General features: G+C 59.1%; 18 protein-coding genes and 2 pseudogenes. 10 read left to right on the top strand and 10 right to left on the bottom strand.

All coding sequences use genetic code 11. The features are described from left to right. Positions 1-10 precede the first annotated feature (10 nt). The 6 genes from JFT87_RS09745 to JFT87_RS09720 all read left to right on the top strand — a co-directional run bounded on the left by JFT87_RS09745 (position 11) and on the right by JFT87_RS09720 (position 8,042). Positions 11-1,474, top strand: a complete 1,464-nt coding sequence (locus JFT87_RS09745) for an alginate O-acetyltransferase (protein WP_201200772.1) — start codon at positions 11-13, stop codon at positions 1,472-1,474. An 11-nt stretch (positions 1,475-1,485) separates the two neighbouring features. Beyond that, entirely contained in the window at positions 1,486-2,619 is a 1,134-nt protein-coding gene (locus JFT87_RS09740; RefSeq protein ID WP_201200771.1) for a mannuronate-specific alginate lyase, read from the top strand. Positions 2,620-2,955: 336 nt separating this feature from the next. Continuing rightward, positions 2,956-4,521, top strand: coding sequence for an MBOAT family O-acyltransferase (locus JFT87_RS09735; RefSeq protein WP_201200769.1), 1,566 nt, complete (start codon positions 2,956-2,958; stop codon positions 4,519-4,521). An 11-nt stretch (positions 4,522-4,532) separates the two neighbouring features. Continuing rightward, the gene (locus JFT87_RS09730; protein ID WP_201200767.1) at positions 4,533-5,708 is read left to right on the top strand and encodes an alginate O-acetyltransferase; all 1,176 of its coding nucleotides are present in this window, start codon (positions 4,533-4,535) and stop codon (positions 5,706-5,708) included. 15 nt (positions 5,709-5,723) lie between these two features. Beyond that, the gene (locus JFT87_RS09725; RefSeq protein ID WP_201200766.1) at positions 5,724-6,377 is read left to right on the top strand and encodes an alginate O-acetyltransferase AlgF; all 654 of its coding nucleotides are present in this window, start codon (positions 5,724-5,726) and stop codon (positions 6,375-6,377) included. Positions 6,378-6,590: 213 nt separating this feature from the next. Continuing rightward, complete coding sequence (locus JFT87_RS09720; protein ID WP_201200763.1) at positions 6,591-8,042, top strand: mannose-1-phosphate guanylyltransferase/mannose-6-phosphate isomerase; 1,452 nt, start codon at positions 6,591-6,593, stop codon at positions 8,040-8,042. Positions 8,043-8,130: 88 nt separating this feature from the next. On the opposite strand, the gene JFT87_RS09715 is transcribed toward JFT87_RS09720, so the two are convergent. From JFT87_RS09715 to JFT87_RS09695, 5 genes and pseudogenes are all read right to left on the bottom strand, one after another. Beyond that, complete coding sequence (locus JFT87_RS09715; RefSeq protein WP_201200761.1) at positions 8,131-8,715, bottom strand: hypothetical protein; 585 nt, start codon at positions 8,713-8,715, stop codon at positions 8,131-8,133. A 281-nt stretch (positions 8,716-8,996) separates the two neighbouring features. Further along, positions 8,997-9,146, bottom strand: a pseudogene (locus JFT87_RS28355) (RHS repeat-associated core domain-containing protein); the annotation flags it as partial. A 39-nt stretch (positions 9,147-9,185) separates the two neighbouring features. After that, on the bottom strand, positions 9,186-10,019 hold the full coding sequence (locus tag JFT87_RS09705) for an IS3 family transposase (protein ID WP_201200759.1): 834 nt from the start codon (positions 10,017-10,019) through the stop codon (positions 9,186-9,188). Then, positions 10,016-10,312, bottom strand: a complete 297-nt coding sequence (locus JFT87_RS09700) for a transposase (protein ID WP_201200757.1) — start codon at positions 10,310-10,312, stop codon at positions 10,016-10,018. The genes JFT87_RS09705 and JFT87_RS09700 overlap by 4 nt, the downstream gene beginning before the upstream one ends. 48 nt (positions 10,313-10,360) lie before the next feature. After that, positions 10,361-12,181: pseudogene (locus tag JFT87_RS09695) on the bottom strand (RHS repeat domain-containing protein); the annotation flags it as partial. A 179-nt stretch (positions 12,182-12,360) separates the two neighbouring features. Between JFT87_RS09695 and JFT87_RS09690 the strand changes: the two are divergent. Next, positions 12,361-12,825: a multidrug transporter gene (locus JFT87_RS09690; protein ID WP_201200753.1), complete on the top strand. Its 465-nt coding sequence runs from the start codon at positions 12,361-12,363 to the stop codon at positions 12,823-12,825. A 33-nt stretch (positions 12,826-12,858) separates the two neighbouring features. Continuing rightward, positions 12,859-13,683, top strand: coding sequence for an SDR family oxidoreductase (locus tag JFT87_RS09685; protein WP_201200751.1), 825 nt, complete (start codon positions 12,859-12,861; stop codon positions 13,681-13,683). Between the two features lie 14 nt (positions 13,684-13,697). On the opposite strand, the gene JFT87_RS09680 is transcribed toward JFT87_RS09685, so the two are convergent. Beyond that, positions 13,698-14,102, bottom strand: a complete 405-nt coding sequence (locus tag JFT87_RS09680; protein WP_201200750.1) for a DUF3592 domain-containing protein — start codon at positions 14,100-14,102, stop codon at positions 13,698-13,700. 471 nt (positions 14,103-14,573) lie between these two features. Continuing rightward, positions 14,574-15,455 carry a LysR family transcriptional regulator gene (locus JFT87_RS09675; RefSeq protein ID WP_201200749.1) on the bottom strand — a complete coding sequence of 294 codons (882 nt, stop codon included), beginning with the start codon at positions 15,453-15,455 and terminating at the stop codon, positions 14,574-14,576. Positions 15,456-15,564: 109 nt separating this feature from the next. Between JFT87_RS09675 and JFT87_RS09670 the strand changes: the two genes are divergently transcribed. Further along, complete coding sequence (locus tag JFT87_RS09670; protein ID WP_201200748.1) at positions 15,565-16,935, top strand: MFS transporter; 1,371 nt, start codon at positions 15,565-15,567, stop codon at positions 16,933-16,935. Beyond that, positions 16,932-17,330, top strand: coding sequence for a DUF4440 domain-containing protein (locus JFT87_RS09665; protein WP_201200747.1), 399 nt, complete (start codon positions 16,932-16,934; stop codon positions 17,328-17,330). Before JFT87_RS09670 ends, JFT87_RS09665 begins: the two co-directional genes overlap by 4 nt. Positions 17,331-17,443: 113 nt before the next feature. Here JFT87_RS09665 and JFT87_RS09660 read toward each other — a convergent pair whose 3' ends face one another. The 3 genes from JFT87_RS09660 to JFT87_RS09650 are packed head-to-tail and all read right to left on the bottom strand — an operon-like array spanning position 17,444 to position 20,715. Continuing rightward, positions 17,444-18,310, bottom strand: coding sequence for an efflux RND transporter periplasmic adaptor subunit (locus JFT87_RS09660; protein ID WP_201200745.1), 867 nt, complete (start codon positions 18,308-18,310; stop codon positions 17,444-17,446). A gap of 10 nt (positions 18,311-18,320) precedes the next feature. Beyond that, positions 18,321-18,521 carry a DUF1656 domain-containing protein gene (locus JFT87_RS09655; protein ID WP_201200743.1) on the bottom strand — a complete coding sequence of 67 codons (201 nt, stop codon included), beginning with the start codon at positions 18,519-18,521 and terminating at the stop codon, positions 18,321-18,323. Next, the gene (locus tag JFT87_RS09650) at positions 18,511-20,715 is read right to left on the bottom strand and encodes an FUSC family protein (RefSeq protein ID WP_201200742.1); all 2,205 of its coding nucleotides are present in this window, start codon (positions 20,713-20,715) and stop codon (positions 18,511-18,513) included. Before JFT87_RS09650 ends, JFT87_RS09655 begins: the two co-directional genes overlap by 11 nt. Positions 20,716-21,227: the final 512 nt, after the last annotated feature.

The raw sequence follows: 21,227 nt of genomic DNA, 5'->3' as shown, positions 1-21,227 counted from the left end.
GGATAATTTTATGCACCCACACTTGATCAAATTACTCAGCCTGTCGGCCCTGACCGCCGGCATTCTCGCGGCCAGCGCCGGCGCCCGTGCCGACGATGCCGCCGCCAGCGCAACGGCGCCGAAGTTCACCGCCGACCCGTGCTGCAACCTGTGCCCGGAAGCCCACGACGCGAAGAACTACACCACCCGTTATCAGCAGAACTTCACCACGCTGGTGCAGGCCCAGGGCGACTGGTTGTTCCGTACGCAAGAAGACTTGCGCACCGAGTTCGACACCTCCCCGGCCGGCTACAAACGCATGAAAGAACTGCACGATGCGTTCAAGAGCAAAGGCGTGGAACTGGTGGTCGTCTACCAGCCGACCCGAGGCCTGGTGAACCGCAACAAACTCAATCCGGAAGACAAGGCCAAGTACGATTTCGACAAGGCCCTGAAGAATTACAAGACCATGCTCGGCCGTTTCGCCGCCATGGGCTATACCGTGCCGGACCTGTCGCCACTGACCAACGAAACGCTGCCCGACACCCTGCCGGCCCACGATTTCTACTTCCGCGGCGACCAACACTGGACGCCGTATGGCGCCCAGCGCACGGCGAAAATCGTCGGTGAGCAAATCAAGAAAATGCCGGCCTTCGCTGACGTGCCGAAACGCGAATTCGAGAGCCATAAGTCGGGTCGCATGGGTAAGACCGGAACATTGCACAACATGGCCGGTCAACTCTGTGGCACCAGCTACGCGATCCAGTACATGGATCAGTTCACCACGGAGCCCAAGGGCGAAGCGGCGGATGGCGATCTGTTCGGTGACTCCGGCAATCCGGAGATCACCCTGGTCGGCACCAGCCACAGTGGCAAGAACTACAACTTCGCCGGTTTCCTCGAAGAGGCCATCGGCGCCGACATCCTCAACGTGGCGTTCCCTGGCGGCGGTCTGGAAGGTTCGATGCTGCAGTACCTGGGCAGCGAAGAGTTCCAGAAAAAACCGCCGAAAATCCTGATCTGGGAATTCTCGCCGCTCTATCGCCTCGACCAGCAAACCATCTACCGCCAGATGATGGCGCTGCTGGACAACGGTTGCGAAGGCAAGGAAACCCAGATGACCGGCAGCACCACACTGAAGCCGGGCAAAAATGAATTGATGGTCAACAGCAAGAACCTGAACCTGCAAAACAGCGGGCATCAGGTCGACATCCAGTTTGCCGACGCGTCGGTGAAAGTCCTGCACGCCACCCTCTGGTACATGAACGGTCGCCACGAGGACATCAAAATCGAAAAACCGGAAACCTCCGACACTGACGGGCGTTTCGCCTTTGAGTTGCGCACCGACGAAGACTGGGCCTCGCAGAACTTGCTGGCCGTCGAAGTCCAAGGCCCTGAAGAACCGGGTGCCGCGCCGCAAAAAGTCGAAGCGAAAATCTGCAAACGCAACGTGTTCCCTGGCGCTGAGCAACACACCGCTCAAGCCGGACAATGAGGCTACCTCTTATGACATGCATGCAAACCCGAATGCTGAAAAAGTTACTCGCCCCATCCCTGCTGACGCTGGCGATGTTCGCCGGCGCCACCCAGGCCGCCGCGCCATTGCGCCCGCCACAGGGTTACTTCGCGCCGATTGAAAAGATGAAGACCGGCGACAACAGCGAAGGCTGCGATCCGATGCCGACGCCGTACACCGGCCCGCTGCAATTTCGCAGCAAATACGAAGGTTCCGACAAGGCCCGTTCGACCCTGAACGTGCAGTCGGAAAAAGCCTTCCGTGACACCACGTCCGACATCACCAAACTGGAACGCGGCACCAGCAAGCGCGTGATGCAGTTCATGCGTGACGGTCGCCCGGAACAACTCGAGTGCACGCTCAACTGGTTGACCGCCTGGGCCAAGGCTGATGCGTTGATGTCCAAGGACTTCAACCACACCGGCAAGTCGATGCGCAAATGGGCGTTGGGCAGCATGGCCTCTTCGTACATTCGCCTGAAGTTCTCCGACTCGCATCCGTTGGCCAACCACCAGCAAGAGTCGCAGTTGATCGAAGCCTGGTTCAGCAAAATGGCCGACCAGGTGGTCAGCGATTGGGACAACCTGCCGCTCGACAAAACCAACAACCATTCGTACTGGTCCGCCTGGTCGGTGATGGCAACGTCCATCGCCACCAACCGCCGCGACCTGTTCGACTGGTCGGTGAAGGAATACAAAATCGGCGCCAATCAGATCGACGCCGATGGCTTCCTGCCGAACGAACTCAAGCGCCAGCAACGCGCCCTCTCCTATCACAACTACGCCCTGCCGCCGCTGTCGATGATCGCCAGTTTTGCCTTGGTCAACGGGGTGGATTTGCGTCAGGAAAACAACGGCGCGCTTAAACGCCTGGGGGATCGCGTGCTTTCCGGTGTGAAAGATCCGCAAGAGTTCGAGAAAAAGAACGGCAAGGAACAGGACATGAAAGACCTCAAGGTCGACTCGAAATTCGCCTGGCTCGAACCGTTCTGCTCGCTCTACACCTGCTCGCCGGATGTGCTGGCACAGAAGCACAAGATGCAGCCGTTCAAGACGTTCCGTTTGGGTGGGGATTTGACCAAGGTCTACGACCCGGCCAATGAAAAAGGTAACAAAGGTTCTTGAAAGGCGAAATGCAAAAGCCCCTCACCCTAACCCTCTCCCAAAGGGAGAGGGGACTGGCTGAGGTGGCTGTGCGAGTTACGCCGAAATGAAATACCGAGTCGATCTCAGGCGTTGAAAAACAATCGAGATCAGGCTGCACAGAAATACCGAGTCGATCTCCATTTTTGAAAGCCCTGGAGATCAGGCTCCCTCTCCCTCCGGGAGAGGGCGGGGGTGAGGGAAAGATTTCAAGGCCCTGCACGACCCTGACAGAAACACCGTTTCATCCCTCCACTACCACGGGGGTTTGGGGGGGCCGTTGGCCCTTGACTGTTGGTTAAACATGGAGAGATCGGGATGGTATTTTCGTCCAATGTGTTCCTGTTTTTGTTCTTGCCGATCTTTCTCGGCTTGTACTACCTAAGCGGGATTCGCTATCGCAACTTGCTGCTGCTGATCGCCAGCTACGTGTTCTATGCCTGGTGGCGCGTGGACTTCCTCGCGTTGTTCGCCGCCGTCACGCTATGGAATTACTGGATCGGCCTCAAGGTCGGTGCCGCTGGCGTGCGGACCAAACCGGCCCAGCGCTGGTTGCTCCTGGGCGTGGCCGTCGACTTGTGCATTCTTGGCTACTTCAAGTACGCCAACTTCGGCGTCGACAGCATCAACGCGATGATGACCTCGGTTGGGCTATCGCCGTTCATCCTGACCCACGTGCTGTTGCCGATCGGGATCTCGTTCTACATCTTCGAGTCCATCAGCTACATCATCGACGTCTACCGTGGTGACACCCCGGCGACCCGTAACCTGATCGACTTCGCGGCGTTCGTGGCGATCTTCCCGCACTTGATTGCCGGCCCGGTGTTGCGTTTCCGCGACCTCGCCGACCAGTTCAACAACCGCACCCACACCCTCGACAAGTTCTCCGAGGGCTGCACGCGGTTCATGCAGGGTTTCATCAAGAAGGTCTTTATCGCCGACACCCTCGCGGTGGTGGCCGACCATTGCTTCGCCTTGCAAGCCCCGACCACGGGTGATGCCTGGCTCGGCGCCCTGGCCTACACCGCGCAACTGTATTTCGACTTCTCCGGCTACAGCGACATGGCCATCGGCCTGGGCTTGATGATGGGTTTCCGCTTCATGGAAAACTTCAAGCAGCCATACATCAGCCAGTCGATCACCGAGTTCTGGCGGCGCTGGCACATCAGCCTGTCCACCTGGCTGCGTGACTACTTGTACATCACCCTCGGCGGTAACCGTAAAGGTACGTTGATGACCTATCGCAACCTGTTCCTGACCATGCTCCTCGGTGGTCTGTGGCACGGCGCGAACATCACCTACATCGTCTGGGGTGCCTGGCACGGCATGTGGCTGGCGATTGAAAAGGCCCTGGGCCTGAACACCTCGCCGCGCAGCATCAACCCGATCCGCTGGGCGCTGACTTTCCTGCTGGTGGTGATGGGCTGGGTGATCTTCCGCTCGGAAAACCTGCACGTCGCCGGTCGCATGTACGGCGCGATGTTCAGCTTCGGCGAATGGTCACTGTCGGAACTCAACCAGGCCAGCCTCACCGGCCTGCAAGTCGCGACGCTGATCGTGGCTTACATGACCCTGGCGTTCTTCGGCATTCGTGACTTCTACACCAATCGTCCGCCGGAAAAGACCAAGCCTGCCGTGAATGTCGAGGCCGATGGCCCGGCGAGCGCCACGCCTGGAATGATCAAAGCCGTACCGGGCGACAACCCGGCCAGCATCCACGAACCGGGCTACACCGTCGGCGTTGAAGCCACCGTGCAACCGGCTTACTGGACCGCTGACTGGTCGCGCTACGTGATGCGCACGCTGGTACTGGTGTTGTTCATCGCCTCGATTTTCAAACTCTCGGCGCAAAGCTTCTCGCCGTTCCTTTACTTCCAGTTCTGAGGGATCTGACCATGACCCGCTCATTACGCATCCTCTACATCGCCCTGTTCCTGTTGACGCTGTTCGCCTTGGGCGTTTGGTCGACGCGCAGCTTCTTCGGCTTCAACACCAGTGCCGAAACCACGGTGCTCAACGGTCGCTGGACCAAAGCCGTGGAGACGCACTACGACGCCGAGTTCCCGATCAAGCGCCTGGGCACCAACCTCTGGGCTGCGCTGGATTTCAAACTGTTCAATGAAGGTCGTCCGGGCGTGGTGCTCGGTCGCGATCAATGGTTGTACAGCGATGAAGAGTTCAACCCGATCGTCAACGAAGAGCTGAACCTGCAAGGCAACTACGCGCTGGTCGAAGGCGTGCGCCAAACCCTGAGAGCCAAAGGCATAAAACTGGTGATGGCGATTGTCCCGGCCAAGGTTCGCCTGTACCCGGAACACCTGGGTGAAGTGAAACCGGCGAGCATCCACGCCAATCTCTACCAGGACTTCCATGCGCGTGTGGCGGCCGACAAGATCCTCGCCCCCGACCTGCTCGGCCCGTTCCAACAGGCCAAGCAAAGCGGTCAGCAAGTGTTCCTGCGCACCGACACTCACTGGACCCCGGAAGGCGCGCAAATCGCCGCCGAAACCCTGGCCAAGACTATTTCCGCGAAAACCCCGCTCAGCGGCGAACCGCAAAAGTTCGTCACCACACCTGCGGAAAAAGTCACCCACAAAGGCGACCTGCGACTGTTCCTGCCGCTGGACCCGCTGTTCGAAAACCTGATGCCGGCCACCGAGCCGTTGCAGAAGCGCAACACCGTGGCCGCTGACAACCCGCCTGCCGGTGATGACGCCCTGTTCGCCAACAACGAAGTGCCGGTGGCCCTGATCGGCACCAGCTACAGCGCCAACCCGAACTGGAACTTCGTCGGTGCGCTGAAACAAGCGCTGCACAGCGACGTGGTCAATTACTCCGAAGACGGCCACGGCCCGATCCTGCCGATGCTCACCTACCTGGAAAGCGATGCTTTCAAGAACAGCCCGCCACAGGTGCTGATCTGGGAGTTTCCTGAACGTTATCTGCCTGTGAACAACGAAATCGGTGACGCCGACCCGCAGTGGGTCGCAGAGCTTAAAGAAGCCGGCGTTCGCCAACAAAACGTAGCTGCAACCACTAAATCCGAGACGCCCGACCGGGCGCAAAACTGAAAGAGAGGTACACCCATGACTTTCACTACTACTCCTCGCCGTCTCGCCAAGACCTTTGCTCTCGTCGCTGGCATGAGCGTGTTGTCGATGTCCGCCTTCGCTGGCGACGCCGCACTCTACGGCCCGACCGCACCGAAAGGTTCGACCTTCGTGCGGATCTACAACGCCAGTAACGCGGAGGTCAGCGCCAGCGTCGGCACCACCGCGCTGAACGATGTTGCGCCACTGGCCAGCAGCGATTTCAGCTTCATGCCGGGCGGCGATTACAGCGCCAAGGTCGGCAGTCAGAGCCTGCCGGTGAAACTCGCCGGTGACCACTATTACACCCTGGTCAACAACGCCAGCGGCGCGCCACAACTGATCGAAGAGCCGCCGTTCAAGAACAAGCAAAAATCCCTGGTTCGCGTGCAGAACCTGAGCGACAAGGCCCTGACCCTGAAAACCGCCGACGGCAAGACTGAAGTGGTTCCGTCGGTCGCGGCCAAGGGGCGTGGCGAGCGTGAAATCAACCCGGTGAAAGTCAGCCTGGCCCTGTATGACGGCGCGACCAAAGTCGGCGACGTAAAACCGGTTGCCCTGGAACGCGGTGAAGCGGCCGTGCTGTACGTCACCGGCAGCGGCAGCAGCCTGTCGCCAGTCTGGGTAAAACGCCCGGTGTCGACCCGCTAACAAATTTCCCGAACTGACGCAGCTCCCTTTGTAGGAGTGAGCCTGCTCGCGATATCGGTTTCACATTCACCGAATGTGTTGATTGACCCACCGCAATCGCGAGCAGGCTCACTCCTACAGGGGATCGCAGTGACCGTTCGGATACGAGACAAGAACAAGAGTGAAACGACAGAACGCAGTAGCTCTAACCAATCGATTTTAAGGAGTAACAACATGATTCCGGTAATCTTGTCAGGTGGTAGCGGCTCACGTCTTTGGCCGCTTTCGCGTAAACAGTTCCCCAAACAGTTCCTGGCCTTGACCGGCGAGCACACGCTGTTCCAGCAAACCCTGGAGCGCCTGGTGTTCGAGGGCATGGACACCCCGATCGTGGTCTGTAACAAGGACCACCGCTTTATCGTCAACGAGCAACTGAGCACCCGTAAGCTGCAAGTGCAGCGCATCCTGATGGAACCGTTCGGTCGCAACACCGCACCGGCGGTAGCCCTGACCGCGATGATGCTGGTCAATGAAGGTCGCGACGAGTTGATGCTGGTGCTCCCGGCCGACCACGTGCTGGAAGACCAGAAAGCCCTGCAACGTGCGTTGGCCCTGGCCACCGTCGCTGCCGAAAACGGCGAAATGGTGCTGTTCGGCGTACCGGCTACCAAACCGGAAACCGGTTACGGCTACATCAAGTCGACCAATGATTCGCTGCTTCCCGAAGGCGTCAGCCGCGTGTCGCATTTCGTTGAAAAACCCGACGTCAAACGCGCCACCGAATACGTTGAGTCCGGCGGTTATTTCTGGAACAGCGGCATGTTCCTGTTCCGCGCCAGCCGCTTCCTCGAAGAGCTGAAAAAGCACGACCCGGACATCTACGACACCTGCCTGCTGACCCTTGAGCGCAGCGAGCAAGATGCCGACACCATCACCTTCGACGAAGCCACCTTCGCCTGCTGCCCGGACAACTCCATCGATTACGCAGTGATGGAAAAAACCCAGCGTGCCTGCGTCGTGCCGCTGACCGCCGGCTGGAGTGATGTCGGGTGCTGGGCGTCGCTGTGGGAAGTGAATGAAAAAGACGCCAACGGCAACGTCTCCAAAGGTGACGTGGTTATCCAGGACAGCAGAAACTGCATGATCCACGGCAACGGTAAACTGGTGTCGGTGATCGGCCTGGAAAACATCGTGGTCGTCGAAACCAAGGACGCCATGATGATCGCCCACAAGGACTCGGTCCAAGGCGTGAAACAAATGGTCAACACTCTCAACGAACAGGGCCGCAGCGAAACCCAGAACCACTGCGAAGTCTATCGTCCGTGGGGCTCCTACGACTCGGTGGACATGGGCGGGCGTTTCCAGGTCAAGCACATCTCGGTCAAGCCGGGCGCATGCCTGTCGCTGCAAATGCACCACCACCGCGCCGAACACTGGATCGTGGTCAGCGGCACCGCTGAAGTGACCTGCGACGAAAACGTGTTCCTGCTCTGTGAAAACCAGTCGACCTACATTCCGATTGCTTCGGTCCACCGCCTGCGCAACCCGGGCAAGATTCCACTCGAGATCATCGAAGTGCAATCGGGCAGCTATTTGGGCGAAGACGATATCGAGCGGTTTGAAGATATCTACGGTCGCTCCACCCCGATCGAACGCGGCGTGTCGGTGAAAACCATCGCGCAGTGATTAACCGGTAACACAAGAAGCCCTCGTCCAGCCCGCTGCGTCCCTATCCGCAGTGGGTTGGGTGGGGGCTTTTTCATACAGTTGTCAGTTACCGCGCAATCGCCACACGCTTGCTCATCGACTGGCGGATTTTGGTAGAAGCATGCGCGGATACACTGGCATTGGTTCTGGTGAACAAGCCCCTGTTGGCCGGTTCGTAACGTGTAATGCTGGCGGTTCCCTCAACGGTCTGATAGTGGATATTCCATGCCTGCTGTTTTTGATCGAATTTCATGAAGGCGAAAGCATTCTTAAACTCCTGCATTTGTCCGCTGTCGTTAGCGGCATAGCCGTAATCGGGATACTCCATTGCCGCACCGAGGCCTAAACCATGCTCGCTGCGAGGCAGATTATTGAACTGGGCATCTTCCTTGCCACCTTCCACGTGACGCACTCGAAGGACGTTTTCGTTCAACTGTTCGACCGTCAGCGAGCAGCCACTGAAGGCAGGGGTGAAGACGTGATCTGGCTGGGTCCCGGACGGATTGACGGGGATATCGACATACCCGCCCTGAGGCGCCCAATAGCCGGAAACCGCATTGGTTTTATCAGGCATCTGGCCGGCGGCGATGTCGATGATTCTCAATGCGTTGAAAACACCATTGCTTGCTCCTGAGTAAGTCAGCTTATCCATGGTGAATATGAATTCGGCTCCCCCGCAGTATTACTGAGGCCGTTGACCACCGCTTTGGAATAACGCCCGGGCGTCGGGTCTAGAAACTTGGTGTCGACCACCACCTTGCCGAACTCAGGCACTTGCAATGCTTTCCCGATATTGGTGGGGTTACCCATTGCAGGTACAAACCGATTCGGTTCGCCTTTATCCTTGAATGCGACGGCGGAAATTTCGCGGTTGGAAGCTGACGCAATGACGGGTTCCCATAAGCCATTGGCCAACGGTTTTCGCGTGATCGCTCCGTCGCTGTCGAGATAGGTAATCGGGTTGTTCAGCGCCATCCTGTAGAGATTGCTTCCATCGATAAAACCTTTGGGATCCGGGTTCATCCAGCGCTGCAACCACGGGATGTAATAGCGTAAACCGTAGTAATACAGCCCCGTTGCATCTGTAGTGGTTCAGTTTTTTTAAACCATTCCGTAGGAGCATTAGGCCGCCTGCCGCTCAAATAGCGCAGGTGGCAAGTGGTTTGAAGCAGAGTGGCAGCGGCGATGGTTGTAGTGCGAAATGAAATCCATCACATCCTTCTCCGCTTCCAAATGATTTTGGTAGCCGTTCTCCGGCATCCAGTCGTGCTTCAATGTTCTGAAATAGCGCTCTACCACGGCGTTATCCCAACAGTTTCCTCGACGGCTCATACTCTGCAAAATCCGGTTTTCTGCCAAGCAGGCAACAAATCGATCAGCTGTGTACTGACAGCCCTGGTCTGAGTGAAATAACAACTCAGGCATCGGTCGGCGAAATGCCACTGCCAACCTCAGAGCCTTCGCAGCGAGTTCGGCGTCGGCAGTTCTTGAGCACGCCCAGCCCACAATCCTGCGTGAAAAAAGATCCATCACTACGGCAAGATAAAGCCAACTGTTACCGACCCTGATGTAGGTGATATCGCCTGCCCAAAGAGTATCTGGCTGAGTCGGATTAAATCGACGATCAAGTATGTTGGGAGCAACGATTGCCGGCTTTGTGGCGCGGCGATAGTGTGCATAACGCGGTCTGCGCCGGTGCAGACCGAAGGTTTTAATCAACGTGCGCATTCGATAGCGTCCGATAAAGACCCCTTCTTTTCTCAACGCTTTGCAAAGGCCACGAGTACCTAAGGCTTCCCGATGCTGTTTGTGCAATGCACGAAGCTTGCGCCTTAGCCAACGCAGACGAGGCTTTAGTCGTTTGGTTTTACGCTTTGCGTAATAGCTGCTTCGAGCAATGCCAAGCACGGAGCACGTGCGCCGAATTGACAACGCACCTCTAACGCCATCAATCATTTGGTTCGACCGAACAGAACCTTCAGATGAGAGGGCAATTGCTTTTTTAACACTTGATTCTCGGTCTCAAGTAGCGCCAGTTTCGCTTGAAGCGACTCGATCAGTTCCTGATCCTGCAGTCGTGGCAATTGAGCAACGCCTTCCTGATCCCGGCGCCACCGTATTACCCATCGACGCAGGGCTGTAGGCCCTACACCGGTGGCCTCACAGGCTTTGGGGACGGAGTATTGCATGTCCACCACCAAGCGAATCGCCTCTGCTTTTTCTTCTGGTGTAACAACCCGATATCCCATGATGCTTCCTTAAATCGACGCTCCTACATCATGGTCTAAAAAAGTTCGACCACAGCAATCCCGCTCCTTGCCCGAGTATCGAATCGTTCGGTAACCGACTTCGGACTCACGTCTCCACGCCGTTTGGCCAAACGGGTAATAGATTTCCTGACTGATGATCCGCCCGTCCTCGGCCAATTCCAGGTTGGCCGACCCAAGGTGATCGGCCAAGATGTACCGATACTGATCATTGCCTCCCGACGGTGGCGGGCCTTCCCAGTGCAGGACGTTGACGCTGTTGAGTCCGGTCTGTGCCGAGATCACCTGCAGGACTTCGCCAGCACTGTCGACACGCAACTCCAACCCCGGCAGGTAGCGCACCTCATTGATCACGGTGCGGGCGCTGGTCTGCAGCGAACGGATCTTGCGCACTCGCTGACCACTGGCGTCGTACACATACAGTTCACGGTCGTTGACCCCGCCAACCCTTTGCACCGGGCTGATCGATTGCAGCTGATTGCGCAGATTCCATTGCACAAAGCGCCCTTGATCCAGCATCAGCAAGTTGCCGCGAGCGTCGTACGCCGCCGCGATCTGCGCTTCGGTGGGCGGTACACCGTTGAGGAAAGGCAAGCCGCGATTGCTGTAGCGGGCAACTTGCAACTCACGCCCTGGGCCTTGCACGCCTACGTGACTGAGCTTAAGCAAATTGCCACCGGCATCGTAGTGATACGTCTGCCGATAGTTGCTGAGCGCTGCCGGATCGACTCGACCGAGCGAGCCCGGCCCCTGATACGCTGCACCCGCCTCCCGGCCGGTCGCATCGATCAGTTGGTAGAGGCTGTCGTAAAAAAATTCGCTGAACGCTTCGATGCGCTGATTGGCGAAGTAGCGGGTCGGCTGCGCCTGATCCCGAATACTCAGCACGTTACCCATCCGGTCGTAGGCGTAGGTCAGGTCCTGCAACAGCGCACCGTCAGCCTTATGTGCGTGACGTCGCATGAGCCGACCGTCCTGCGGCCGATAGCTCAACGTCGTTCGCACGCCGTTGCCGGCTGTTTCCTGTTCGACCTGACCGTTGGCGTTGTAATGGATTTCACTGACCAGACTCTGCTCAACGGGCTGATTCTTGAGCTGCAAGCGGCAGGCGCGCAACCGGCCATCGACGGTCTGCTCGAATCGCTGCCGATGGCCTCGGGCATCAACTTGTTCAAGCATTTGCCCTTGCGCACCGAAACGCCAGCCAGTGGTCGCGCCGTCGCCGGGCTCGAGCCATTGCCAACGCTCGTCGATCGGTTCGGGCCAATCCGGGTTGTTCGGATCAAGCGCGAAGTGGCGGGTGCTTTCGAAATTCTGGCCGGTGATCGAAAAGCTATTGAATAGCACGCTGCCGGCCTGATCATCGTGGCGGATCAACTGACCAAACTGGTTGCGCGCCTGCTCGCCCTGCCCCGCCGCACCGTAGACAAAACGCTCGACACATTGCCGTGGCTGCGCAACAGACGCTTCAAACACCGCCAGCGGACGCAGCATCTGGTCATAGTCAATTTCGTGAACAGTACCGCGACTGTCCCAGCTCATCAGCACTTGAGCCGCTAGGCCCGACAGCATGACTTGCGTTCCGCCATCCACACTGTCCGAGCGCAATACCTGACCACTCAAGGTGTACACCGTGGTCAGATTGGGCGGCGTTTGCGGGTCGGTTTTTTGCAGCAGCCACAGTCGCGGATCCCACTGACGCGTCGCACGCCCGGCGGTGTCATACGTCGTGCGGTTGACACGGGATTCAGCTGGGAGACTGGCGTCTGCACGCCAGTAGTCAACGGCGCATGTCGTCAGACCGCGTGGGTCGAATAACAAAACTCTTGGCGTTCTGAAATGCGCATCCATGAACCTGCTCCAACACGACAACGGAAATTTTGAGTCCTGAAAACATGGGAGCAGGTGCGGGAGTGGCTGGCTACTGACAGAAATGACAGTACCGACCAACGGCAAAACTCAACGCCCTGAATGTCCATTTCCCTCACCCTTCGGTAGGATGAAGTTCACGTGCTTGCGGAGACTCGAACATGTTCATCGGCATCCTGCTGATCATCACCTGGCTGATCCTGTTGTTGCGCTACCCCGCCAAAGCCTTGCCGGTGTCCGTGGCCGCCGCCGTTGGCCTGGGCCTGGTCGCCACTTGGGTGATCTGGCTGGACAACCGCGAGGTCAAGCAACTGGCGCGCCTTGAGTTGCGCATCAGTTATGCCCCGGACCAGTGCCCGGCAGATCGGCCGCTGCAATTGAAAATGAACAACGGCAACGACGTGCCGCTGACCGAACTGCGCTGGCGCATCGCAGCCTACGCGCCGGGCGATACGGTCAACCTGGCCGACAATCAATACGCCGCCCCGCGCTATCGCGGCCCCGGCGAATTGCAGGCTGGCGCCAATTGGGAAGACTGTTTGCCGATGCCGCCATTGCGCCCCGGTTACCGCGCGCAAACCCTGGAGTTTCGCGCCGAGCGTTTGCAGGGTAGTTTCTCCGACTAATCCCCTCTCTTCACATTGCACAAGGACCGCGCCATGCCCGTTGCGTTGATTACCGGTTGTTCCAGCGGCATTGGCCGCGCCCTGGCTGATGTGTTCAAAGCGGCCGGTTACAAAGTCTGGGCCAGTGCCCGCAAGGCTGACGATGTGGCAGCGCTGGAGGCCGCCGGGTTTATCGCCGTACAACTCGACGTCAACGATGGGCCGGCGCTCGACGCGTTGAGCGAGCGGATCAACCAGCAACATGGTGGCCTCGACGTGCTGATCAACAATGCCGGTTATGGCGCCATGGGACCGCTGCTCGATGGCGGCGTGCCGGCCATGCAGCGCCAGTTTGAAACCAACGTGTTTGCCGTGGTCGGCGTGACCCGCGCACTGTTCCCGGTGTTGCGCCGGGCGAAGGGATTGGTGGTGAACATCGGAAGCGTGTCTGGGGTTCTGGTCACGCCGTTCGCCGGCGCTTATTGCGCCTCGAAAGCGGCGGTGCATGCCTTGAGCGACGCGTTACGTATGGAACTGGCGCCGTTCGGCATCCGCGTGATGGAAGTCCAGCCCGGCGCCATCGCGTCCAGCTTCGCCAAGAATGCCGGCCAGGAAGCCGAACAATTGATTACCGAACAATCGCCATGGTGGCCGCTGCGTGAAGGCATTCGTGCGCGGGCCAAGGCCTCGCAAGACAAACCAACGCCAACCCGTGGCTTTGCCGCTGTGTTGTTGAAGGCTGTGCAGCAGGAAAAACCGCCACGGCTGATCCGCATCGGCAATGGCAGCCGGGCGCTGCCACTGCTGGCGACGCTGCTGCCCAAGGGGTTGCTGGAGTCGACCTTGATGAAGCGCTTCGGTTTGAATCGCCAACTCTGAGCCTGGGAAAACACTCATTCCTCCCAGGCTATCTTGATCCCCAAAACACACAACAGTGCAAAGATGATCGATGCCAGAAACAATCCAAGTCCAAAGAACGTGCCCGCGATGACTTCACGGGGGTTGGCGGGGTTATAGAACACGCTGACCTTGTCTCCCGCCACGGCGCCGGAGAACTCATCTGTGAACTCATGAATGACCGGCGTGCCGTCCGCCGTGACAAAGGCAACCCTTCGGGTGGTGGTGTAACTGTTGCCGCTCCCGACATGAGTCATCCTCGAGCTGGAGGTGCTCAAGACTTGTGCAGGAGCCTTGAGGCCTCTGATTCTGAGATCGAACCAATCGTAGCCTTGGTAGACGGCGCCGACGGTACTGAACAGCAACATCAGTCCGAAGATAAATCCCCCGATGTACTTCATCCGCTTGCTCCTTGCAGGCTCGAAAGGGCCGGCAATATAACGATCCTGCCCTTTGCCAACAACCCTTGCGCGTCCTTGCGGTTGTGCCTTCGGGTGCATTCAGCAGAATGCGTGCACTTGAGACCTTCGCGGCGTTTGCCCGGCTCATGCAGCATGGAATCGCTGGCGTAACAATGCTGCGCAGATCGCTGAAGGCGACCAGCTCTACAGCGAACGGGTCACCCAGGTCACCAGCAAGAAAACTTTGTTCGATGAGGCGCGTGATGAAGACATCGGCCGCTACTCAGCCGCTAGCCGTTCACCAAAAGCCGTGGCGACGTTTCGGGGCGCATTGCGAAAGGCCATGTGTCGCCTTCGCGGGCAAGCCTTGCTCCTACAGGATTCGGCGCTGTTCGGAATATCAGGGAATAACGCAAAACCGGTAGGAGCAAGGCTTGCCCGCGAAGAGGCCAAAACAATCACCACAAACCCTTAACCCCAGCCCTTCATGAAGTCGATAAACGCGCGCACCTTCAACGGCAAATGCCGGGTGTCCGGGTACAGCGCATACACGCCTTGCTGCGCGAAGCGGAAATCGGTCAACACGCGCTGTAATCGCCCAGCCTCCAAATCCTCCTGAATCAGCCATTGCGGCAAAATCGCCACACCTTGCCCGGTCAAGGCAAACGCCCGCAGCGTCGCCGAGTTGTCGGCGACGATCGCAGTGGTGCCCGGTTTTGGCTGATAGACGAGTTCTTCCCCGGAAGGATTGGTCACGGTCATTTCCGGCACGCGTCCATGGCCCAAGGTCGGCATCGACTCCAGCGTGGCCAGCGTGGCAACCGGCGCATAACGCTCGACCAGACTCGGCGCGGCCACCGCAAACACCTCGAACGTCGACAACTGCACCGCACGCAGATTGGAGTCGTGCATGCGGCCCAGACGAATCGCCATGTCAAAACGCTCGGAGATCAGATCGGCATGGGTTGAAGACGTCGACAAGTGAATGTTCAGTTGCGGCTGCTGCTGACGAAACACCTCCAGCGCCGGCACCACTTGCGCCAGAGCGAACTCGACGGTCGTGGTAATACGCAACGTGCCCTTGAGCTGTGAATGCTCGGAGCGAGCCTCCTCAATGGCCAGCCGCGCTTCGTCCAACGTGCGCAAGCAGCGTCGATAAAAACGCTCGCCCGCATCGGTCAGCGCCAGTTGCCGAGTGTTGCGCGTGAGCAAGGTTACGCCCAACTCCTCCTCCAGCCGCTTGAGGTTGAAGCTCACCACCGCACGCGTCTGGCCCAATGTATCGGCGGCAGCGGTCAATGAGCCGGCCTCAACCACCGCTTTGAACGTGTCGAAACGATCGAGACTGACCATGTTCGCGGCACTCCTTGTCAAAATAATTTTGACAAACTAGCAGCCAAACCAGCGTTTTCCTATCACCTGAAGCGCCCTACCCTGCACGTCTTATCACAGGGAAGCTGCCATGGCTTATCGCTCGAAAGTCGCGCTGGTGTATCTGTTGGGGTTTGCCCTCGACTTGCTGAACATGTTCGTCGCGAGCATTGCCTACCCCGACATCGCTCAACAATTGCACGCGTCAGTGACCGAACTGGCGTGGATCACCAACGCCTACATGCTCGGCCTGACCTTGATCATTCCGCTCAGCGTGTGGCTGGCCGCACGGGTCGGCGAGCGACGGTTGATTCTTGCTTCGCTGCTGTTGTTCGGCGTGGGCTCTGCACTGGTGGCGCAAGCAGGATCGATTGAAAGCTTGATCGGCTGGCGCCTGCTGCAAGGGCTCGGTGGCGGACTGTTGCTGCCGGTCGGTCAGGCCTTGGCCTATCGGCAGTTTGCGCCGGCGCAGCGCGCGCATTTCACTGGCGTGGTTTTATTGGTCGCGCTGATGGTGCCTGCACTGTCTCCAGCGGCGGGTGGATTGATCGTGCAGGCGTTGTCGTGGCGGTGGATTTTCTACCTTAACTTGCCGGTCGCGCTGCTCGCTTTCGGGCTCGGCCTGTTCTGGTTGAAAGCCGATCAACCCGCCGGCGAACGGCCGACACTGGACGCTCGTGGCCTGTTGTTGGCGGCTGCGGCGCTCAGCTTGTTGCTGATCGCCGTCAGCCTGGTGAGCGAATCCGCTAGCCGAACCCTCGGCGTCCTGGTGCTGTTGCTCAGCCTGCTGACCCTGGGTCTTTACCTGCGCGATGGCTGGCACAAACCCGGCGCCATCCTCGACCTGCAACTGATCAAAAATCCGTCACTGCGCCTGGCGATGCTGATCTACCTGTGCGTGCCCGGAGTGTTCACCGGCACTCACATGATCGCCGTGCTGTACCTGCACGGCCTCGGCTTCGGGGCGGCGCAAACCGGCGCATTGATGCTGCCATGGGCGGTCGCTTCGGGCGTGGCGATCATGCTCGGCAAACGCAGTTTCAATCGTATCGGCCCCAAACCTTTGCTGAGCGCCGGCATGCTCCTGCAATGCCTCGGCATTGTGCTGCTGATGCGCATCGAACAACCCGCCAGCACGCCGCTGATCATCGCTTACGCGCTGATGGGCCTGGGCGGCAGCCTGTGCAGCGTCACCGCGCAGACGTTGGCCTTTGTCGGCATCGCAGCAGACAAAATGGGCCACTCCAGTGCGCTGTGGAATATCAACCGACAACTCGGTTTCTGCCTTGGTGCGGCGCTGCTCAGCTCACTGTTGGGCGCTTTGGGTGGCGCTGGTTTCCGCGCCTGTTTTATCGCCGCTGCGCTGCTCACGTTGCTGCCAATGATCAGCGTCCTGCGCTTCGACTCGACAACCGTGCTGGCGTTGTTGAGGCCAACACCCCTCAAGGAAAAATCCCCATGACTGACGACAACGAATATTTTCAGGAAGTGATTCAGGCACACGAGGCCATCGAGCGATGGTTTGCCGTGGCGGAAGAACAGGACGCGCTTGACCGATTGCTGACCCGGTTTTCGCCAGCGTTTTGCATGGTTTCGCCGCTGGGCCGGGTCTTGGATTTCGAAGCCTTGAGCGGATTGTTCCGCATGGCTGGCGGCAAGAAAACTGGCTTCAACATCGCGCTCAGCGAGTTACGCATGATTGCGGTGCATGAACGCGGTGCGACGGTGAGCTACCGCGAGCAGCAGACCGATGCGAGCGGTTTGCACACGGATCGGCGCTCGACAGTGGTGTTTGAAAAATCCGTTTGCGGGCGGGTGGTCTGGCGGTATTTACATGAGACGTTTTGCAGTGCGTGATTGCTCGGTATTTGTCTGAAATACCGAGTGGCTCCTATCGCGAGCAGGCTCACTCCTGCATTGGATCTGCGCACACAGAAGCCCCTGCTCGCGATTCAGACGACTCGGTCTACCTAGTTATCCACAACGTCCTGCTTCACCACCACCGTACACGTAATCCCCGCCGCCAACAGCACCCCCTCCGGCACTTCATCAATGTGAATCCGCACCGGCACCCGCTGAGCCAACCGCACCCAGTTGAACGTTGGGTTCACGTCAGCAATCAGCTCGCGACTCTCCGGGTTGTCGCGGTCGTAGATCCCGCGGGAAATACTCTCCACATGCCCCTTCAGCACTTCGCCGCTCATCAGTTGCATGTCAGCCTTATCGCCCACTCGCACGTGGGGCAATTTTGTCTCTTCGAAGAAACCGTAGACCCAGAACGAGTTCATATCGACCACGGCCATTTTCGCTTCGCCGATGCGTGCGTAGTCCCCGCGATGGACGTTCAGGTTGGTGACGTAGCCGTCCACCGCCGCGCGCACTTCGGTGCGTTTGAGGTTCAGCTCAGCAGCTTCCAGTTGCGCCTGGGCGTGTTGGTAGTCGGCCAGGGCCGAGTCGGCGATGTTGCTGGCGTCGTCGCGGTTTTCCTTGGAGATCACCAGCGCGTCCATGTCGGCGCGGCGGTGGGCGTTGACCTTGCGCATCTCCCATGTGGCCTTGCGCGACGCCACCATCGATTGCGCCTGTTTGACCGCGATGCGGTAGTGCTCGGGGTCGATCTGCATCAGCAGGTCGCCCTTCTTCACCAGTTGGTTGTCACGCACCGGCACGTCCACCACTTCGCCGGTGACGTCGGCGGCGACGTTGATGATGTCGGCGCGCACGCGGCCGTCGCGGGTCCACGGCGTGTCCATGTAATGCACCCACAGGGTCCGGCCGATCCATATCGCGAGGGCCAGCACCAACAGGGTGGCGAGCAGGCTGAAGAGCTTTTTCATCAGAACGTTCTCAACGGTAGACAGTCAGCGACAAGGCGCCGAACAGACAGGTAAACAGACTCAGGCGCAGCAGTGCCGGGTGCCAGAAGAAGCGGTACAAATCGAACCCGGACAAAAACCGGTCCAGCGCCCAGGCCAGCGCTGCGGCGATGAAAAACATCAGCGTCATGGTCGGCATGTACACGCCGTGGAAGGCGATTTCACGCGGCATGTTCAACTCCTTGGGGCTTGGTCTTTGCGGCCACGTTTATGAAGCCTGCAAGCGGTGATTGCGGGTCGAGCAACGAGGTGCGGATGAAGTGCAGATAGCTCTTCACCCGACGCAACGCCGAGGTGTCGAAGTGCGGGGCGAACGGTTCGTCAGTGGCTTGTACGCGGCTGATCGCATGGTCGACGGCGATCAAGCCGCGCTCCAGATTGCTCTGGCTCGGTTGCAGGAACAGCCGCACCAGCGAACGGCCCATGACGCGGATCGCCTGGCGCCACGGTTGGGATTCGGCATACGCCGGGTGCACCGGCAGAATCGCCTGTTCCTTGCGCAACTCGATGATTGCGTGACCGACTTCCAGCACCACGAACATCCAGCGCAGCAAGTCCCGTTGCACTTGCGGCTGGCCCACCGCCAAGCCGTAAGCCTGGTGCAGCAAATCCCGGGTGCGGCTTTCGAAACTCGAACCCAAGCCCTTGAGTTTGCCGCTGATGGCGTAGACCACTTGCCCGCGCAAATCCTGCTCCAACCGACGCCATAACCAGCGACTGTTGGGCGGCAGGATGATTGCCCCGGCGGCGGCGCACACCAACATGCCGAGCACCATGGCGATGTAGTCGTTGATAAAGGTGTAGGGGTTGTAAATGGTCAGGTTGTCCGGCACCGAACCGGTGCTGAAAAAGATCAACAAACCGAGGCCGACCCCGGCGTATTGCGGGCGTGAGGTCAGGAATGAGCCGAGCACGATCACCGGCGCGAGCATCATGCAGAGCAGCGGAAAACCATCGATCCACGGAAAGATGAAAAACATCTCGACGAAGCCGATCAACGCCCCGAGCAACGTGCCGCAAGCCATTTGAAACGCCATGCGTTTCGGGTTCGGCGTCGCGGCGGACAGGCCGACGGTGGCGGCAGCAATCATCGTCATCGTCGCCCCGCTCGGCCATGCAGTGGCCACCCAGTAACTGCCGAGCACCACCAGAATGAATGTCGCGCGAATCCCCGACGCTGCCGACGCCAGCCAGTTGGTTTGCGGGGTGAACGGTTCATCCCATTGCTCACGGGCGTGGGTGTGATCGGCCAGTGAGGCGTGGGTCTGTGCATAACTGTGCAGGTCATCGACGAAGCGATAGAGCAACTCGTATGCGGTGTGGAAATCCAGCTGCTCGGCGTCGCTCGGGTCGGTCTCCTGGAAGATCGTCCGAAGACCGCGAACCCGCGCCGGCAAGCCCTCCTTGTAAGCGGTCAACGCCGCGACCAGACGCGCGGCATCGGCGTTGGTGAGCGCCCGGCCACTGAAGCCGTCGAGCAATTCGGCGAGGTCCTGCAGACCCGGTTTGATCGCTGCCACCACGTGGTCCGCGTCGCTGCTGCGCAAGCGTTCGAGCAATTGGTGCAAGGCGTTGAAGCGGGTGGTGATGCTCATGAACTCGCTGTTCAAGCGACTGAGTCGACCGTTGCGTCGACGCATGTGCGGGTCTTCGAACACCGTCACGCTGCGCAAGCCTTCGATGCCCACCGCTTCGGCGATGAAACGCACGTTGCTCGCCTCAAAAGCTTCGCGTTGGCTGCGACCGCGCAAGCCGTCGGTGACGAACAACGCGAACACGCCGAAGCGCTGATACAAGGCGTTGCGCATCGCGGCGCTGGCGGTTTGCGGCAGGATCGCGGCGCTGATCAGGGTCGAGCAAATAATCCCGAGGGAGATTTCCAGCACCCGCCAGACCGCCGCCATAAACGCGCCGTCCGGGTGAGCCAATGCCGGCAAACCGACCATTGCGGCGGTGTAGCCGGCGAGCACAAAACCGTAGGCGCGGAAGTTGCGATAACGGGCGGCACCGGCCGTGCAGATCCCGACCCAAATCGCCAGCGAGCCGAGGAACAGTTCGGTGTTTTGCGCAAACAATGCGATCAGCGCGACCATCACCGTCGACCCGGCGAGCGTGCCGAGGAAGCGATAGAAACTCTTGGCCAACACGTGGCCGCTTTGCGGTTGCATGACGATGAATACGGTGATCATCGCTGTGCGCGGTTGCGGCAACTCCAGGCGCATGGCCAGCCACAGGGTCAGGAATGCTGCGATCAGCACCTTGAAAATGTAGACCCAGGTCACGCCATCGCTGCGCGCCCAGTCATAGAAACCCCGGCGCCATTCAAGGGAATGTAGCCAGCGCAGAGGTGCGGGCAAGGGAGTCATTAAATCCTGCTCAATGAACGAGAATTGAAGAATTTGCTACGGCGTACACAGTCCCTGTGGCAAGGGGATTTATCCCCGTTGGGCTGCGAAGCGGCCCCAAAACCTGCGACCCGATTCTCACAGTCGAACCGCGTGCACTGGCTTTGCGACGGCTGCGCCGCCGAACGGGGATAAATCCCCTCGCCACAGTTTTTGCGGTCCACTCCAAGGGAGGACACTCCCACCAGAGATTTTGGGTTCACCGCAGCAGCGCCGGGGTTTTCGGGGCTTGGGTTTTTAAGGGAGTCATTAAATCCTGCTCAATGAACGAGAATTGAAGAATTTGCTACGGCGTACACAGCCCCTGTGGCAAGGGGATTTATCCCCGTTGGGCTGCGAAGCGGCCCCAAAACCTGCGACCCGATTCCCACAGTCACACCGCGTGCACTGGCTTTGCGACGGCTGCGCCGCCGAACGGGGATAAATCCCCTCGCCACAGGTTTTGCGGTCCACTCCAAGGGAGGACACTCCCA

The sequence above is a fragment of the Pseudomonas sp. TH15 genome (assembly GCF_016651105.1).
Lineage (GTDB): Bacteria > Pseudomonadota > Gammaproteobacteria > Pseudomonadales > Pseudomonadaceae > Aquipseudomonas.
Note: the sequence above shows the minus strand (reverse complement) of the source record. Positions and strands in the feature narration are given on the sequence as shown.

Coding starts and splice junctions, on each gene's coding strand:
- JFT87_RS09745 (WP_201200772.1), top strand. CDS start 11: ATGCACCCACACTTGATCAAATTACTCAGCCTGTCGGCCCTGACCGCC.
- JFT87_RS09740 (WP_201200771.1), top strand. CDS start 1,486: ATGACATGCATGCAAACCCGAATGCTGAAAAAGTTACTCGCCCCATCC.
- JFT87_RS09735 (WP_201200769.1), top strand. CDS start 2,956: ATGGTATTTTCGTCCAATGTGTTCCTGTTTTTGTTCTTGCCGATCTTT.
- JFT87_RS09730 (WP_201200767.1), top strand. CDS start 4,533: ATGACCCGCTCATTACGCATCCTCTACATCGCCCTGTTCCTGTTGACG.
- JFT87_RS09725 (WP_201200766.1), top strand. CDS start 5,724: ATGACTTTCACTACTACTCCTCGCCGTCTCGCCAAGACCTTTGCTCTC.
- JFT87_RS09720 (WP_201200763.1), top strand. CDS start 6,591: ATGATTCCGGTAATCTTGTCAGGTGGTAGCGGCTCACGTCTTTGGCCG.
- JFT87_RS09715 (WP_201200761.1), bottom strand. CDS start 8,715: ATGGATAAGCTGACTTACTCAGGAGCAAGCAATGGTGTTTTCAACGCA.
- JFT87_RS09705 (WP_201200759.1), bottom strand. CDS start 10,019: ATGATTGATGGCGTTAGAGGTGCGTTGTCAATTCGGCGCACGTGCTCC.
- JFT87_RS09700 (WP_201200757.1), bottom strand. CDS start 10,312: ATGGGATATCGGGTTGTTACACCAGAAGAAAAAGCAGAGGCGATTCGC.
- JFT87_RS09690 (WP_201200753.1), top strand. CDS start 12,361: ATGTTCATCGGCATCCTGCTGATCATCACCTGGCTGATCCTGTTGTTG.
- JFT87_RS09685 (WP_201200751.1), top strand. CDS start 12,859: ATGCCCGTTGCGTTGATTACCGGTTGTTCCAGCGGCATTGGCCGCGCC.
- JFT87_RS09680 (WP_201200750.1), bottom strand. CDS start 14,102: ATGAAGTACATCGGGGGATTTATCTTCGGACTGATGTTGCTGTTCAGT.
- JFT87_RS09675 (WP_201200749.1), bottom strand. CDS start 15,455: ATGGTCAGTCTCGATCGTTTCGACACGTTCAAAGCGGTGGTTGAGGCC.
- JFT87_RS09670 (WP_201200748.1), top strand. CDS start 15,565: ATGGCTTATCGCTCGAAAGTCGCGCTGGTGTATCTGTTGGGGTTTGCC.
- JFT87_RS09665 (WP_201200747.1), top strand. CDS start 16,932: ATGACTGACGACAACGAATATTTTCAGGAAGTGATTCAGGCACACGAG.
- JFT87_RS09660 (WP_201200745.1), bottom strand. CDS start 18,310: ATGAAAAAGCTCTTCAGCCTGCTCGCCACCCTGTTGGTGCTGGCCCTC.
- JFT87_RS09655 (WP_201200743.1), bottom strand. CDS start 18,521: ATGCCGCGTGAAATCGCCTTCCACGGCGTGTACATGCCGACCATGACG.
- JFT87_RS09650 (WP_201200742.1), bottom strand. CDS start 20,715: ATGACTCCCTTGCCCGCACCTCTGCGCTGGCTACATTCCCTTGAATGG.